Source organism: Nocardia sp. NPDC050793 (assembly GCF_040654065.1).
Classification (GTDB): domain Bacteria; phylum Actinomycetota; class Actinomycetes; order Mycobacteriales; family Mycobacteriaceae; genus Nocardia.
Map to the genome: position 1 here is coordinate 284,122 of NZ_JBFAHG010000002.1, position 13,798 is coordinate 297,919.

The following is a 13,798-nucleotide window of genomic DNA, read 5'->3' on the forward strand; positions in this document are numbered from 1 at the left end:
TCGAACGTACGAGCGAATCAAGTGCCCGGCAACGATATTCGCGGCACGATCGGAATCAGTTGACATGGAGCCAGCGGTCTCCGCGCCGCCGCGGGATGGCGCTGCTGACATGACCTCCCAGAGCTACAGCACAGCCGACGACCACCTCGCACACACTGCGACCTATGCGGGTGTCGAAATGCTCTGCGCGGCAACCGCTCCACACCGAAGGTGAGAAACCAGGGGTTTCACACGGACCGGAGCCGGGTTATCGCGGCGTGGTTGGCACGCGGGTCCAAGGTGATCGCGGCCGCCCAGGCGTGTGCGGCGGGTGCGCGGCGGTCGAACAGGTCGATCCAGGTGTCGGTGGCTTCGCGGGTGTCGTGCACGCGAGTGTCCGTCTGCCCGGGTTCCGGTAGGTGCAGGTAGCTCAGCGCAGTGTAGGCGCGGGCGCGGGCATCGAAAATTGTTGCGGTGCAGAGGTATGCGAGCTCGACATCCGACCCGCACTCGGCCGGGCTCGATGGTGCACCGGTTCCGGCGACGAGTTCACCGCTCGTCCGGTGCGCCAGCCCGAATGCCCACAGCCGCCCGGCGAATCGGCGCAGTAACCATTCGGCGGATTCGAGGATCGGCGACCGCGCGGCATCGGGATCGAGGGTGACAGCGGTGTGCGCCATGTCGTGGGTGGCGGGGTCGGCGGCGCGGGCGAAACCCCAGAAGTGGACCGTGCCAGAACTGGACGCGGCCGGTTCGGCGCGAAATTCGGTCAGCATGGCCCCGAGCATCGCGTCGATCACGGCGCGCGGTGGGTAGCGCAGGGCGGGGACGGTCGCGGACGGCGTCAACGGAGATTTCGGCTTTGGCCGCAGCCGATTTCGTCGAGTGGGCATGTTGTTCCTTCGGTAGGTCGCTCGTACCGGGGAGTGGGTCAAAGGAATTCAGTTGGCGGACGACGAGTCAGCCGAGGGGGCGCAACTCGTCTTCGCGGGCCTTCTCGGCCGTCGTCGCCGCGCCCGCTATCGCCTCACCGCCTTTTCGCGCGGTGCGGCGAGGACGTCTCCGCGTTCCGCGCGCCGCCCGCCCACAGCGACATCGCCCAGAACTCGGCGCGTACCGCGTCCCACAGCCGGTGGTGCCGCGGAAACCAGTCCCGCGCCTGCGCCAGATCCGGCAACGCACGCTCGTCGAACAGCACGAACCCGCACTGCCCCAGCGGAATCGGCACGGATTTCCCGGCGGGCCCGCGCCGGTAGGCCGGCGTGGCATCGCAAGCATCCTGAAGGAACAGGATTTCGATGCGATGCCCCGCGATACGCCAACCCGTGTGGGCGGCTCCGACCACGGTCCGACGCATGGTCACTCCCGCGACGACCGCGGAGATGTGGCCGATTCCGACAGCCGGGCCAGCACCTCGCGCAATACTTCCCCGTCCGGGACCGTCCCCGGGTACGCCGGTGCGCCGACCCGCGCCCACGTGCTCGGCGGGCACACCGTCTCCAGGTCGAAGTCCTCGCAGATCCGCGCGGGCCGGTCATCGACGTGGGCCAGGTCGTGGACCACGATCGCGGCGATCCCCACCCCCGCCGCGAGACCGAGCACGAGCCCGACCGGATCGGCGCAATCGTCGGGCGGCCGCACCGTAAACATGTATCGATAGCCCAGCGCTCGCGCATGCCGCAGCACCGCCGCCTCGTGCCGGGAGGCGGCCTGCCCCGAGACCTCACCCCGCACGAACCCCAACGCCGTCGGCCCGGCGGCCGAACCAGGTTGCGCCGCTGACGAGATCGCACCGGTGAGCAGTTGTGTTCCCTGTCGTTGTGTCATGGGGCCATGCTGAACAGCGCGCACATAGAGAAAGGTCCGAAACACTCGACTCCCGGCAATCGATCGATATCACCAGGGCGATTCCCGACTCGACGGCCCGGGAATGCTCTCCGTGGGAACCCGTCGCGCACATCGTGGGAGAGCAGGGACGGACGACTCCGGAGCTTCGCGCAGACGATCTCCCAGCCGGTCCGTGGGGGTCCGACGACACCGAAATGGCCTGCACCGTGGTTCCCGAACTATCCAGGGCGTCAGGGGAATATGCTGCGTAGCGTGCTCCATTCGGTGGGGTCGGCGACGGCGCGGGTCCGGGTTCGGCGCAGCGCCTCGCGGGCCTTCCGCGTCGGGCGCGCAACGATTCTCGCTGTGGTAACCATCGATCGCACCGTGGGAGCAGGGGAGGACGCAGGATGGTGAGCGCGAAGGAGGGCGCGGGCAGGACGACGACACTGCCGCGCCGCCAGCTGGGCCGAGCGCTGCGCGACGCGCGCCAGGCCAACGGGTACACCCTCGAACAGGTCGCCGAAGTACTGGAGATCAGCCGCTCCTCGCTGGGGCGGCTGGAACTCGGGCAGAACGAACGGGTGAAGGTTCGGGACGTCGAGTTCATCTGCGAGTATTACGGGCTGCCGGAGGAGCGGACGGAGTATCTGAAGCTCCTTGCAGCACAGGGCAATACGCGCTTCTGGTGGGAAGACTTCAGGGATTTGATCCGACCTGGATTCAACACGTATCTCCAGCTGGAAGCGGCGGCAACCGGACTCCACTTCTTTCAATCGCTGGTCGTACCGGGCCTGTTGCAGACTGCCGACTACGCGCGCGTCACCGAGGAAGCCTTCCTACCGACTGACACACCGGCGGAGATCGACCGCCGGGTTTCTTTGCGAATGCAACGAACGACCCTGATTACACGCAGGTACAGGCCGGTTCGAGTCGAGTTCATACTGCACGAAACGGCCCTGTGCACCGTCGTCGGTTCTAACCGAATCATGGCCGTACAGCTACATCATCTTGCCGACATCGGCACGCGCGACAACATTTCAATCCGAATCGTCCCTTGCCGGGCCGGTCTCCCCACCGGGGGCGCGGTACCGCCGTACATCATCATCGACTTCCCGCACAACGAGCCGTCCGTTGTCTACACCGAGGGCGCGATAGGAACGATGATTTTCGAGAAGGACGAAGACGTGACGCGCTTCCTGTCGATTCACGACAAGATCCGATGTGCCGCATTGGAAGAAGACCCATCGCGAGACCTGCTGAGAGTCATGGCAAGGAGATACGGACAGTGAAAATCGACCTATCCGGCGCACAGTGGTTCAAGTCGAGCTACAGCCAGGGTGGTGAGGCGTGTGTCGAGATCGCTTGGCTCGATGTCGGTCAGGTCGGTGTTCGTGATTCGAAGGACCCAAACGGTCCGGCGCTGGTCTTCACGCCGGAGGAGTGGAACGCTTTCACCATAGGTGTGTTGGACGGCGAATTCACCGGCCCGCCTGACCGGGTGGCCCAGCGGGCAGCGGACGACAACCCACCTTTGGCCTACGAGGTCCGAGACCAGGGTCGTCACCGTCCACCGAGCGCAGGTGGCGTAGCAAGTGAGGCCGGTCCGCTATCTGCTACGGTTGACGAAGCCTGAATCTTACGGGTTGAGAGGGTGGGGATGGGCCGTCGAATCACATTGGTACTGCTTGGGGCCTTGCTCGCATCCGGCGCGGTCGGGTGCGTGGATACCACGAGCGGGTCGCCTACCACTACCAGAACAAGTGGTGCCGCAGCCCTGTTCAATCCGTGCTCGGGGATTCCCGATGATGCGTTGCGCGGGGCCGGGGTCGATCCAGCAACCGAGGAGCCTGGCATTGCTGGCGTGCCCCAAGCCGGCTGGGAGATCTGCACTTGGAAGAGTCGTGGGTACCACCTGAGCGTCTTCTCGACCGGACGGTCCGTATCGGAATTCGAGGCCAAGCCTGGAAATGTGGAGTTTCGGGACGTCACAATCGCTGGCCGCGCAGGACGAGAATTTCGCGTTGAGGGCGCATCAAAGCAGTTGGACTGCGATGTCGTCTTTCCCGCAGCGCAGGGTGTCGTACAGATTCGAATTCTGAATAACGCAGCTCTGAACAATCTTGAAGATCCGTGCGCGATCCTTTCCAAGGCTGGCAAGTCAATCGTGCCGGTATTGCCGACCTAAAATGGGGGATAGAGTTGAGCAATGAGCAGTTAGCCCAATGGCAACAAATTGCAGATAAGGCGCGCGCCGGTGATCTATACCTCGATGATCAGGCAGCGGCTCAACAGTGCTTTGCCGCCTGCGATCAGCGTCTGGCAGAGCTCGCCGAGTTGCGTACGTATGTGAGCAACGCCAAGGCAGTCTCCGGTTTCGGCGACTTCAACATGGGCAACGACCTGGTCCAGAAATTCCTGAAACAGGCCACCGGCGAAGACAACTCGATCGACAAGGTCATCCTCGAGCACATCGAGACCGTAACGAACATGCGCGAGGTCATGGCGATCTCCTTCAAACGCATCACCGGCCAAGACGTCGAGAACGCCGCCCCGATCACCAACGCCACCGAGCAGGTCGGCTGATGGGTAATCCGTTCGCCAGTCTGCAGATCTTCGAGGGCCAGTTGGGGTCGACCATCCTCCGCAACGTCACCAACGTCATCTCCGGTGAGGAGTTGCAGCCCGACGTCGATCCGTACTCGGTGCAGGACAAGTACAACCGCCAGCGCGCCAATGTGCGCGACGGCGTAGACGACATCGGCTTCCAGGGCGCATACCGGCCCAAGGAGGTGCGCGGCCCCGACGAGTTCGACCGCGACGATCTCGCCACGCTGCGCCGCAAGGTCGATCAGATCAGCATCGAGTCCGTCAGCAGCTTGGCCACCACCTGGAAGACGATCGCCCAACGGCATCAGACCTCGCTGGACACCTTCTCCCAGGCGATGGCCAAGGCCACCGACGACAGCGTGTGGAAGGGATCGGCGCGCGACGCGGCGCTCGGCGCTGTCAACGCCTACACGGCCGAGGCCGCTCAGGTCACCAACGCGGCGAAGCTGACCGGTAACAAGCTCTCGGAATTGCAGACCGGGCTGGAGCCGACCAAGCAACTGGTGCCGCATCCGCCGGAGCATCGCAGCGGCGTCGACAATGCCCGCGCCTGGATCGTCGGGCGCGGCTGGCGCAACGACGATGTCGCCGCATACAACGCCAGGACCGAGGCGCTGCGGGTGCTGAAAACCGTGTACGCCCCCGTGGTGCTGGAGACCGACACCAACGTGCCACAGATCCCCCGCCCGGCGCAGACCACCAAGCCGGGCGACGGCAAGGTCGGCCCCGGTGACGGCGGCGGTGGCGGCGGTACCGGAACCGGCAACCCGAATCAGGGCGGCAACAACACCGGCGACCAGAAACCCACGGGCACTGAGAATCCCGAACAGAATTCGCCCGTCGAGGAGAACCCGGACGAGTCGGCCAACCCGTCGAGCACCGACAACCCCACCTCGACGCCGCAGTCCACCGACACGTCGCCCGCGTCCACCACGCCCGCCTCCACCCAGACGCCGACCACACCCGGCCCCGGCACACCGGGCAGCCCGGGCGGCCCCGGCGGCGGCCCCGGACCCGGCAACCCGAACGCGGTGCCGCCGGGCCCCGGCCGCTCGATTCCCGGTACGCCCGCCACCGGCGCGCCTGGCGCTCCGGCCGCCGCGAGGTCCAGCGCCCCGGGCGCCGGGCGCGCCGGCATGCCAGGCATGGGTGGCCTGGGCGGTGCGCGCCCCGGCGGCAAGGACGACGAATCCAGCAAGGGCATCCCCGACTACCTCATCAACCAGGAGAACGGCGAAGCCCTCACCGGACTGGACTCGATCAGCAAGACCGTGCCGCCGGTGATCGGCGAATAACCGGACGGACAGGGACATTTCGATGCTCGAGCTACGGAGCTGGCGGTTCACCGCGCTCGAATTCCGGACGCTGTGGGAATCCACCGGCCGTGACGTACTGCCCTACCCGCTGCGACACCAGCACACCACCGAATTCGCGGAAGACACCATGCGGCTGCGGCAGGCGGCGGCCCGCTCGCTGCACCCGCAGCTCGATGACGACCTGGTGCGCGCGGTGGAAGTGTTGCTTGCCCCGCAAGCGCGGGTGGAACTCGCCGGATTCGCAGGCCCGCGCCGGGAACGAAAGCTGCGCGCCCACGCCGGAGTTCATGACGGACACGGCGCGATCGCCGTCCAGGAGCCGGGGCAGGACCAGGACCATGGCGGCGACGTGGCGCTGCGGCTGCTGCCCGCCGGTGAGGTCGCGCGCGCCGTGGTAGACGCACTCCCCGACCGCGGCCCCGGACGCGGCCGACAGCTCCAGGTCACCGCGACCGAACTCGAGCAGCCCTGCCCGCACGTCCGCGACGCCTGGAAACCCACTCCGCGCGAAGAATTCGAGAAATTCTTCACCAACGCCATGACCCTCGTCGCCCACGTCGGGGTCTACGCGATGGGCAGCCCCGACAACCGGCACGTACACGGTCGCAAGGACTTCCAGATCAACGACGTCGAAAATGACGGCCGCTACGTCACTTTCGGCACGGACCAGCTCACCGTCAAACCCAGCACCGCCGACCGCATCACCGCCACCCTGCGACAGATGATCGCCCGCACCGTCGACGAAGTACGCGACGGGGTCCACCTCCCGTTCTGAGCGTCGCCGCCGCTGCCCGCCATCGACGCATCGCCGCCGCGCTCGCCGGTGTAGGGCTGCTGGACGTTCCGCCCTGGTCCTGGCCGATGATATTGCCAATGTGGTACTTGGAGGCGTTCGACATTCAGGTCGGCTTCTATCGGGACTAGCTCGAGTCGAGGCGTCTCGACCGTGGCGGTATCGCTCCGTGGTGGGTGGAGCGGTGATAGGTTCGGCGCGGGGTGTCCGAGAGGAGTTCCGGTATGCGAGCCGCTGTCGTGACGAATACCAAATTCCAGGTCGAGGAGCTGCCGACGCCGCGTCCGGGGCGCGGGCAGGTGTTGATCAATGTGGTGCGGTGCGGGATCTGCGGATCCGATCTGCACGCTCGCTCCCATGCCGACGAGATGGCCGAGCTGGCGAGCGCGACCGGGTACGACGGGTTCATGCGGGCCGAGCAGAGCGTGGTGCTCGGGCACGAATTCAGCGGGGAGATCGTCGAATACGGTCCCGGGTGCCGGAAGCGGTGGAAGCCGGGGACGAAAGTGGTTGCGTTGCCGATAATTCGGCATGACGGTCAGCCGCACCTGACCGGACTGTCGACGGCCGCGCCGGGCGGCTACGCCGAGCAGGTGGTAGTGCAGGAATCCATGACCATGCCGGTGCCGAATGGGCTCTCGGCCGAGCTCGCCGCGCTCACCGAACCGATGGCGGTGGCCTGGCACGCGGTACGCAAAGGTCGGGTCGACAAGGGGCGCACCGCGTTCGTGATCGGTTGCGGACCCATCGGTTTGGCGGTGATCAGCATGCTGAAAGCGGCTGGCGTCCGCACGGTGATCGCGAGCGATTTCTCCCCGCGCCGCCGCGAGCTCGCCGTCGCGTGCGGCGCCGACGTGGTGGTGGATCCGGCGGCCGAATCGCCTTGGGAGGCGGCGCCCAAGAAGGGAATCGGCAGCGTCACGGAGCTGCTCGGGCTCGGCTTCGACACCATGCAGCGACTGCGCCGGGTCCCGAATCTGCCGTGGTGGTATGTCTTTCGGCTCGCGCACACGTTCGACGCGGGACCCGCCGGGCCGGTGATCTTCGAATGCGTCGGTGTGCCGGGCATCATCGATCAGATACTCACCGCGGCTCCCCCGCTGTCCCGGGTCGTCGTGGTCGGCGTGTGCATGGAGACCGATCGCTTCCACCCGGCGATGGCGATCAACAAAGAGATCGAGCTGCGCTTCGTGCTCGGCTACGACCCCGGCGAGTTCCGCGACACGCTGCACATGATCGCCGACGGCAAGGTCGACCCGGCGCCGCTGGTCACCGGCACCGTGGGGCTGGACGGCATCGACAACGCGTTCACCGCGCTGGGCAACCCGGAACGCCACGCCAAGATCCTCATCGACCCGTCCAGCGCCGCGGTCGCGCCCTGAGACCATCGGCCCGACTTTCGTCGATTCCGTCGTGCATCAACGCAGCGGGCCGGGGTACGCGTTCGGTAGCCGAGCGAGGAGGGTGTGATGGGTGATCGTGAGGTCGTGCGGGCCCTGCTGGATCGCGCGGGCACGGGGTACGCCGCCGAGGCGGGCATCAAGCTCGCGGACAAACCCGCGCCGCTGTTCCAACTGCTGATGCTCGCCGAGCTCATGAGCGCCAGGATCTCCGCGGACATCGCGGTGGCCGCCACCAAGGAACTGGCCGACAGCGGCTACCGGACACCGCAGAAGGTGGCCGACGCCGACTGGCAGGATCTCGTCGACGCCCTCGGCCGCGCCCACTACAAGCGCTACGACGAGAGCACCGCGACCCGGCTCGGCGAGAACGCCACCCGCGTCATCGAGCAGTACCACGGTGACCTGCGCGAACTGGCCGCCGCGGCGGACGGCGATCCAGACCGAGCAGCCGACCTGCTCCAGGAATTCAACGGCATCGGCCCCACCGGCAGCGACATCTTCCTCCGCGAGGTCCAGGACACCTGGTCCTGGGCGCGCCCGCACTTCGACGACCGCGCCCTGCGCGGCGCCCGTCGCGTCGGCCTACCCGCCAAGCCGGACAAGCTGGCCGATCTGGCTCCCAAGGATCGCACCGCCGACCTGGCCGCGGCGCTCGTTCGCGTCACCATCGACGACAAGGTGGCCGAGGACTTGCCGAGCTGACGGGCCGCGTACGCGCAAGGCTTGGGAGCCGAGCAGCAGCGCCCGGGTCCAGCCACTGCGGGCCGCGACGCAGTATCGGGGTTTAGCGATCGGACGGGGATGGGCCGGGGTGGTCAGTGACGACCCATGCGCATCTCTGGCGTCGGGGGCAGCAGGCTCAAAGTTCCCTCGGCGCTGCGGGCCGCGGTCAGGCAGGCGAGGGTGGTGAGCTGGTCGGCCAGCGGGTGTCGGGCGCGTTCGCGCCATTTGCGCACCGCGGCGACGGCCTGCGCTCGCTGCGCCTCGGGGCCCGCCTCCGCCGGGAGGCCGAGACGCAGGTGCGGTGCGATGCCCGATCCGCCGATCAAGCGGTGCAGTTCGGCGAGATCGGCTGGTGGCAGAGTCAATTCGTCGGTGCGAAGGCGGCCGAGCAGACGCAGTTCGGCGAAACCGTGCACGTCGGCGAGCAGAGTGCGGACCCGCGGCAGCAGTTGGTCGGCCGGGGTGCCCGGATAAACGGTCAGGACCCTGGCCAGTGCGGTCAGCGCAGAATGCGCCTTGAGCTGGTCGGCGCGCTGGCCGAACTGCACGTCGAGCACCGAGCGCAGCTCGTCCACCCCGCTACGGCTGGTCAATTCCGCGGCGAGCGTGGCGGAATCGCGGACGCCGAGCCGAATCAGGGTGACCGCCATGCGGATACCGAACATGCCGAAGCGCTCGGCCAGCTGGGCGCGCAGTTCCGGTGGGACGGGCAGCGGAATGTCGGAGCGCGCGAAGCGGTCCGCCGACAACATCGCCGCGGTCAGCTCGTCGACCGGAACGCCGGCCAACGCCTGGAAGGCGGTGAACTCCTGCTGACGCAGTGTCGCCGCGGCGAAGGCAAGCAGTCCCGCGACGGGAATCACGGCCTGGCACAACCCCGTTCGCTCCAGCTCGGTGGCGAAGCGGGACGCCACGTCGCGCGCCGAATGCAGCGCGTCGATGCGTCCAGCGCCGATCTCGTCGGCCCGCGAAACCACGCCGACCACCCCCAGCGGACCGGCAAGTCCCGAACCGCCCTGTCGCGCACCGGTTCCCGCGCCGATCCGCTCGAGGAAGCGGATGTCGGTGGCGTCCAGCCTGCGCAGCAGGTAGACGACCGCGTCGGCGCCGGGGACGGAGACGTGCTCGGCGGCCGCGGCGTCCTCGTCGTCGGGCGTCAGCAGGCGGGCGGTGCGACGGGACACCTCGCGGGACAGCGATGACGTGCCGGGGGTGTCGATGATGGTGGTGTGCGCCAGCGCGGCCGCGGGCCATTCGACCTCGAGGTGGTCGACTTCGCGGGAGCCGGGCGCGTTCCAGTTCAGCCGTTGCAGGTCGAACGTCAGTCCATGCGCGCCGCCGCCGCGACGCACCACCACATTCGCGGCGGCGCCGTCGGGGGCGTAGGCGGTGACGCTCGGGGTCGGGCCGTTCCGGTACCAGGTGACCACCCGGGTGCACTCGGTCGCGTCGGTGGGCGCGATGTCCTGGCCGACCAGCGAGTTCAGCAATGTGGACTTGCCCGCCTTCAGCGAACCCGCCAGCGCGACACGCAATGGCTGATCAAGCCTGCGCGCGCAGTCCGCGAGCAGGGCCCTCGGCCGCGGCTCGCGCGCGAACGCCTGTCTGGCCGCGTCCACCAGCCGGTGCGCCTCGACGACGATGCCGGGCGCGACCCTCGTGGTCACCGGCGCCCCGCGGCGTGCACGCCGGTTCGGGCCGCGACGGTGCACCGGAAAGAGGCGGCGCCCCTGGTCGAGCGCGAGTGGGGTGTCGTGATCACCCAGATACCGTACCGAGAGCTCTCGGCACGGGCGCGGCGATGGGCTGTTGCATCGCGTCGGCGTAGCGGCGCAGCTCCGCGACGAGGCGCAGCTGCCGTTCCAGCACGGCGCACCGCTCGGTGCGGCGCGCGGTCTCCATGTTGGCCGCGTCCTGCGCGGCGCGCAGCGAATCCTCGATGGACCGCAGGCCGCGCTCGGCGACACCGCTGTAGTGGTCGCGCAGGGCGCGGTGGATGCTGTGCAGGCGGTCCTTGGATTCTTTGCCCGCCTGGAACGCGACGTCGTCGACGAAGCGGCGCACCGCGTTCTTGGCCTCCGCGCGACGGCGGGCAAGGCGAGCTTGTTTGTCGTCACGGAATGCCTTGCCGCCCACGATGATTCCCGCGCCGATGGAGATCGGGTTGAGCATGGCCAGTCCGGCGAAGGTACTGGCGAGACCGACCATCAGCACGCCGCCGTAGGAGCCGCGCATGCCGACGAGCAGCTTGCTTGCGAAACCGATATCCGGTTCCAGATCGGCGAGAGTGCCGCAACCGGAGAGGCTTTCCTCGGAGTTCAGCCCGCTCTTCACATCGGGCAGCTCCACCGCACCGATATGGGTGAAGTGTTCGGCGACGCGCTCGGCCAACTGGATCGCACGCTTGTGGGTCCACAGCAGGTTGTCGCCGAGCGCGCTGTCGACGGTGCCGGTGAGCCATTCGGCGATAGCGTCCCAGTGCCTGCCCGGATCGTGCTCGTCGATCCACTCTTCGCCGGTTCGGGTGAGGCCGCGCAGGCGATCTCGCAGATCGTGGTCGACATCACCTGCCAGGTCGGTGATTCCGTCGGTGAGCGTCTGCTGCCAGGCCGCGGTGCGCCGATGCAATTCTTCCGCAGCGGTTTTCGCGGCCCGGAGCTCACGGATCGCCGCCGCACCCTGATTCGGGTCGCGCAGCGCGACGAGTTCGCTGCCCAACGCGAGCGCCAGATGCTCCGCGGCGGACTGGATGTCGCGTGCGACGGCGGCGCGGGTCGCGGCTTGATCGCGAGCCACCACCTGCTCGCGCAGGAACTGATACAGCACACCGAAACCCGACTCCATCCCGAGCTGCGCGTCCTGTAAACGCATGGCGTGCTCGCGCAGCAGCGCCGAGACCGGGATGATCGGCACGTCCAACCCGGCGCGGTGCAGATGGCCGAGATTCGCTTCGTGGACCCGCCGCCAATGCGGGTACAGGTCGGTCTTGGTGAGCAACAGCGCGACCGTCGGGCACAGTTCGCGCACCTGGCGCAGGAAGACCAACTCCGGTTCGGTGATCTCGGTGGAGGCGTCGGAGAGCACGAACACCGCGTCGGCGGCCGGGATCATGCCGAGAACGGTTGTGGCGCCAGCATTTCCGTGCCCGCCGACGCCTGGGGTGTCGACCAGGACGATACCGTCGGCGAGCAGCGGATTCGGCAGCTGGATCTCCATCCGCAGCACCCGCCTGCCATCGGCGAGCGGGAGACGTGCGTCGATCTCGGGGAGCTGTTCGATCGGCACCGGAATCCGGGTTTCGCCGCCGCCGTACGGATCGGTGAGCAGCAGCTCCGCGTTCGCCTGATCGCCGTGCACGAGCGCGGCGGGGACGGCGGTGGTCGCGTCGTCGCCGACCGGACAGATGTCGACGTTCAGCAGCGCGTTCACGAAACGGCTCTTGCCCTGGCCGAGCTGACCCGCGATCACGATGCGACGCCGCGGGTCGCGGACCCGGTCGGCCGCCGTCTCCAGGCGGCCGACCAGGTCGGAACGACCCGCGGCGCGCGCCGCGGCGATGGTTTCACCCAGTACCGACAGCAGCGGTACCGCGGGCGCGGAAGCGGATGCGGGTGTCCCCATCGCGATGTCGACCTCTCTCAGTGCAGGAACGCATCACCCGACAGGTCCGTCGACCCGCCGATCTCGGCGCTCGACGCGCCCTCGGCGAACAGCGAGGTCTCGCCGGTCGCGCCGAGGCCGCCGTCGAAGCCGCTGCCGAATGCGCTCGAAACGTCCAGCGAGGACCAGGTGTTCGCGGTGGTCTCCGCCGTGGATCCGATGCTGCCACCCAGGTCCGCGCCGCCGCCGAGCGCACCCTGTGCTCCAGCGCCGGAGTGCGTCGCGTCCGCGCCGCCGTGGAACGTGCCGGAGGCTCCGGTGGACAGGCCACTGCTCGCCGTGCCACCGAGGCCGGAGTCCAGGCCACCGCCGACGCCGGTCTCCAAACCACTGCTCAGACCAGCACCCGCGTTAGCCGCACCGCCGATACCCGTCTCCAAACCACTGCTCAGACCAGCACCCGCGCTGGCCGCACCGCCGATACCCGTCTCCAAACCACTGCTCAGACCAGCACCCGCGTTAGCCGCACCGCCAATGCCCGTCTCGAGACCACTGCTCAGACCCGCGCCCGCATTCCCCGCTGCGCCGAGACCGGCCTCGAGTCCACTGTGCAGACCCGCGCCCGCGTTCCCTGCGGCGCCGAGTCCGGCCGACAGGCCCGATTCCAGTCCTGCCCCGGCCTGACCAGCCGCGCCGATGGCACCGTTGAGCCCGGCCGTGAGACCGGCACCCGCTTGGCCTGCCGCGTCGAGGCCCGCCGACAGGCCCGCCTCGATTCCGGACGCCGCCTGGCCGCCCGCCCCGAGCGCACCGCCGAGACCGCCCGTCAGATCCGTGCCCGCCGCAGCGCCGGTTTCGAGACCGCCGGAAAGGCCGGTCTCCAACCCGGTTCCGAACTCGCCGCCCGCCTCGACGGCGGCATCCGCACCGCCGGACGCACCGCCGCCGAACCCGGTCACGCCACCGACCAGACCCTGCAAGCCGCCGCCCAGTTCGGCGCCGCCTTGCGCGCCGCTGGCGAGCACGCCGCCGAGTTCACTGTTCAGCCCGCCACCGATCTCGTGTTCCGCGCCGAGCACGCTGCCGAGGCCCGCCGACACGCTCGACTCCAGACCGGTGACCGTCTGAGCACCCGCGTTCGCCCCGCCGGACACACCGGACCCGACGCCGGTGGAAGCCTCGACCACGCCCTGCAAGCCGCTCTCCAGCCCGGCCCCGGCATCGACGGCCCCGCCGATGCCACCGGCGAACTCCCCACCGAACTCCGCCCCTGCGCTCGCCGCGGTCCCGAGCCCGGCCGCCAACCCGGCACCGGCCGCGGCGCCCGCGTCGACCGCGCCTTCGACGCCGCCCTCCAGACCGGCACCCGCTTCGAACGCACCGCCCACAGCGCTTTCCAGCCCACCGGCCAGATCGCCGCCGAGGTTCGCACCCGCATCGACGGCCCCGCCGAGACCGGTCTCCAAACCAGCGGACAGACCGCCACCCAGGCTCGCACCCGCATCAACTGCTCCGCCAAGACCGGTCTCCAAACCAGCGGACAGACC

Annotated in this window: 13 protein-coding genes and 1 pseudogene; 8 read left to right on the forward strand and 6 right to left on the reverse strand. The window is 68.5% G+C overall.

Annotation, left to right across the window (positions count from 1 at the left end):
• Window positions 1-227: 227 nt before the first annotated feature.
• The 3 genes from AB0H50_RS06820 to AB0H50_RS06830 all read right to left on the reverse strand — a co-directional run bounded on the left by AB0H50_RS06820 (window position 228) and on the right by AB0H50_RS06830 (window position 1,806).
• The gene (locus tag AB0H50_RS06820; protein ID WP_357448028.1) at window positions 228-872 is read right to left on the reverse strand and encodes a hypothetical protein; all 645 of its coding nucleotides are present in this window, start codon (window positions 870-872) and stop codon (window positions 228-230) included.
• A gap of 134 nt (window positions 873-1,006) precedes the next feature.
• Window positions 1,007-1,336, reverse strand: coding sequence for a hypothetical protein (locus tag AB0H50_RS06825; RefSeq protein ID WP_357448030.1), 330 nt, complete (start codon window positions 1,334-1,336; stop codon window positions 1,007-1,009).
• 2 nt (window positions 1,337-1,338) lie between these two features.
• Window positions 1,339-1,806, reverse strand: a complete 468-nt coding sequence (locus AB0H50_RS06830) for a hypothetical protein (RefSeq protein ID WP_357448032.1) — start codon at window positions 1,804-1,806, stop codon at window positions 1,339-1,341.
• A 410-nt stretch (window positions 1,807-2,216) separates the two neighbouring features.
• On the opposite strand from AB0H50_RS06830, the gene AB0H50_RS06835 reads away from it, so the two are divergent.
• The 8 genes from AB0H50_RS06835 (at window position 2,217) to AB0H50_RS06870 (ending at window position 8,630) form a co-directional block, all read left to right on the forward strand.
• Window positions 2,217-3,098: a helix-turn-helix transcriptional regulator gene (locus tag AB0H50_RS06835; RefSeq protein WP_357448034.1), complete on the forward strand. Its 882-nt coding sequence runs from the start codon at window positions 2,217-2,219 to the stop codon at window positions 3,096-3,098.
• Entirely contained in the window at window positions 3,095-3,442 is a 348-nt protein-coding gene (locus AB0H50_RS06840; protein WP_357448036.1) for a DUF397 domain-containing protein, read from the forward strand. The genes AB0H50_RS06835 and AB0H50_RS06840 overlap by 4 nt, the downstream gene beginning before the upstream one ends.
• A 24-nt stretch (window positions 3,443-3,466) precedes the next feature.
• The gene (locus tag AB0H50_RS06845) at window positions 3,467-3,994 is read left to right on the forward strand and encodes a DUF3558 domain-containing protein (protein ID WP_357448038.1); all 528 of its coding nucleotides are present in this window, start codon (window positions 3,467-3,469) and stop codon (window positions 3,992-3,994) included.
• Complete coding sequence (locus tag AB0H50_RS06850; RefSeq protein ID WP_357449451.1) at window positions 3,940-4,392, forward strand: hypothetical protein; 453 nt, start codon at window positions 3,940-3,942, stop codon at window positions 4,390-4,392. Before AB0H50_RS06845 ends, AB0H50_RS06850 begins: the two co-directional genes overlap by 55 nt.
• Window positions 4,392-5,711 (forward strand): hypothetical protein, encoded by a 1,320-nt coding sequence (locus tag AB0H50_RS06855; protein WP_357448040.1) that lies wholly within the window; start codon window positions 4,392-4,394, stop codon window positions 5,709-5,711. Before AB0H50_RS06850 ends, AB0H50_RS06855 begins: the two co-directional genes overlap by 1 nt.
• A gap of 22 nt (window positions 5,712-5,733) precedes the next feature.
• Window positions 5,734-6,507, forward strand: a complete 774-nt coding sequence (locus AB0H50_RS06860; RefSeq protein ID WP_357448042.1) for an ESX secretion-associated protein EspG — start codon at window positions 5,734-5,736, stop codon at window positions 6,505-6,507.
• A 242-nt stretch (window positions 6,508-6,749) separates the two neighbouring features.
• The gene (locus AB0H50_RS06865) at window positions 6,750-7,907 is read left to right on the forward strand and encodes a zinc-binding dehydrogenase (protein ID WP_357448044.1); all 1,158 of its coding nucleotides are present in this window, start codon (window positions 6,750-6,752) and stop codon (window positions 7,905-7,907) included.
• 87 nt (window positions 7,908-7,994) lie between these two features.
• The gene (locus AB0H50_RS06870; protein ID WP_357448046.1) at window positions 7,995-8,630 is read left to right on the forward strand and encodes an endonuclease; all 636 of its coding nucleotides are present in this window, start codon (window positions 7,995-7,997) and stop codon (window positions 8,628-8,630) included.
• 113 nt (window positions 8,631-8,743) lie between these two features.
• On the opposite strand, the gene AB0H50_RS06875 is transcribed toward AB0H50_RS06870, so the two are convergent.
• From AB0H50_RS06875 to AB0H50_RS06885, 3 genes and pseudogenes are all read right to left on the reverse strand, one after another.
• The gene (locus AB0H50_RS06875) at window positions 8,744-10,318 is read right to left on the reverse strand and encodes a dynamin family protein (RefSeq protein WP_357448048.1); all 1,575 of its coding nucleotides are present in this window, start codon (window positions 10,316-10,318) and stop codon (window positions 8,744-8,746) included.
• Window positions 10,319-10,409: 91 nt separating this feature from the next.
• Window positions 10,410-12,272: a dynamin family protein gene (locus AB0H50_RS06880; protein WP_357448049.1), complete on the reverse strand. Its 1,863-nt coding sequence runs from the start codon at window positions 12,270-12,272 to the stop codon at window positions 10,410-10,412.
• Between the two features lie 17 nt (window positions 12,273-12,289).
• A pseudogene (locus tag AB0H50_RS06885) lies at window positions 12,290-13,798 on the reverse strand (hypothetical protein); the annotation flags it as partial.